Source organism: Burkholderia sp. LMG 13014, assembly GCF_905232215.1.
GTDB lineage: Bacteria > Pseudomonadota > Gammaproteobacteria > Burkholderiales > Burkholderiaceae > Burkholderia.
This window is the reverse complement of sequence record NZ_CAJNKE010000846.1, coordinates 1-1,963: the sequence shown is the minus strand read 5'-3', so window position 1 is coordinate 1,963 and position 1,963 is coordinate 1. Positions and strand designations below refer to the sequence as shown.

Here is a 1,963-nt window from a genome sequence, read left to right as displayed (position 1 = left end):
GCTGCGCGTGCTCGCGCGCCAGCAGCAACTGCTGCGCGTCGACTTCGAGGCCATGCCGACGCACGAGGTGCTGCTCGCTGGGCTCGCGCGCTTCGATTCGCTGCTGCCGCAGCACGACGTCGTGCTGATGTCGGATTACGCGAAAGGCGGCCTGACGCATGTCACGACGATGATCGAGAAGGCACGTGCGGCCGGCAAGTCCGTCCTCGTCGATCCGAAGGGCGACGACTGGGCACGCTATCGCGGCGCGTCGCTGATCACGCCGAATCGCGCGGAATTGCGCGAAGTGGTCGGGCAGTGGAAATCGGAAGACGATCTGCGCGCGCGTGTCGCGAAGCTGCGCGCGGAACTCGACATCGACGCGCTGCTGCTCACGCGTTCGGAAGAGGGCATGACGCTCTTTTCCGCCACCGGCGAATTGCATGCCCCGGCGCTCGCGCGCGAGGTGTTCGACGTGTCGGGCGCGGGCGATACCGTGATCGCGACGGTCGCGACGATGCTCGGCGCTGGCGTGCCGCTCGTCGATGCCGTCGTGCTCGCGAATCGCGCGGCAGGCATCGTGGTCGGCAAGCTCGGCACGGCCACGGTGGACTACGACGAACTGTTTCACTGAGCACATGCGGTGGCGCGACAAGCGCGCCCCACGCATCGCTCGCACTTTTCAGGCAGGACGATCATGACCCTCATCGTCACCGGCGCAGCCGGTTTTATCGGCGCGAACATCGTCAAGGCGCTCAACGCGCGCGGCGAGACGCGCATCATCGCAGTCGACAACCTGACGCGCGCGGACAAGTTCCGCAATCTCGTCGATTGCGAGATCGACGACTATCTGGACAAGACGGAATTCGTCGAACGTTTTGCTCGCGGCGATTTCGGCAAGGTACGCGCGATATTCCATGAAGGCGCCTGTTCGGACACGATGGAAACCGACGGCCGCTACATGATGGACAACAACTTCCGCTACAGCCGTGCGGTGCTCGACGCCTGCCTCGCGCAGGGCACGCAGTTCCTGTACGCATCGTCGGCCGCGACCTACGGCGGCTCGACGCGGTTCGTCGAGGAGCGTGACGTCGAGGCGCCGCTGAACGTCTACGGCTATTCGAAGTTCCTGTTCGACCAGGTGATCCGTCGCGTGCTGCCGAGCGCGAAGAGCCAGATCGCCGGTTTCCGCTATTTCAACGTGTACGGCCCGCGCGAGACGCACAAGGGGCGCATGGCGTCGGTCGCGTTCCACAACTTCAACCAGTTCCGCGCGGAAGGCAAGGTGAAGCTGTTCGGCGAGTACAACGGCTATGCGCCGGGCGAGCAGACGCGCGACTTCGTGTCGGTCGAGGACGTGACGAAGGTGAACCTGTTCTTCTTCGATCATCCGGAGAAGTCGGGCATCTTCAACCTCGGCACCGGCCGTGCGCAGCCGTTCAACGATATCGCGTCGACGGTCGTGAATACGTTGCGCGTGCTCGACAACCTGCCGCCGCTGACGCTCGCGCAGCAGGTCGAGCAGGGGCTGATCGAATACGTGCCGTTCCCCGATGCGTTGCGCGGCAAGTACCAGTGCTTCACGCAGGCCGACCAGACGAAGCTGCGTGCGGCCGGTTACGACGCGCCGTTCCTGACCGTGCAGGAAGGCGTCGACCGCTACGTGCGTTGGCTATCCGGCCAGGTTTAAGCGGAAGCGTTGCATCGATAGACTGGGTCTCACGGTCGGCAGCCGCCGGCCGTATTCATCGGAGATCCAGCACATGATCAGGAAATGGTTGGTCGCAGCGGCAATGCTCGGCACGATCGCGTCGGCCTGGGCGGCCGTCGATGTCAACACCGCGAATGAGGATGCGCTCGTCGGCATCAAGGGCATCGGCCCGGCACGGGCGAAAGCGATTCTCGACGAACGCGGCGCACGCGGTCCGTTCAGGAATGCGGACGATCTCGCATCACGCGTGAAAGGCATGGGCGGCCATACCGT

3 protein-coding genes are annotated in these 1,963 nt (G+C 64.5%); all 3 read left to right on the top strand.

Translation table 11 applies throughout. The features are described 5' to 3' along the window. The coding region (locus JYJ84_RS35315; RefSeq protein WP_205190184.1) for a PfkB family carbohydrate kinase at positions 1-613 on the top strand (613 nt) is incomplete at its 5' end. Positions 614-676: 63 nt separating this feature from the next. After that, the gene (rfaD, locus tag JYJ84_RS35310) at positions 677-1,669 is read left to right on the top strand and encodes an ADP-glyceromanno-heptose 6-epimerase (RefSeq protein ID WP_174962250.1); all 993 of its coding nucleotides are present in this window, start codon (positions 677-679) and stop codon (positions 1,667-1,669) included. A gap of 73 nt (positions 1,670-1,742) precedes the next feature. After that, a partial coding sequence (locus JYJ84_RS35305; protein ID WP_205190183.1) for a helix-hairpin-helix domain-containing protein occupies positions 1,743-1,963 on the top strand: 221 nt, incomplete at its 3' end.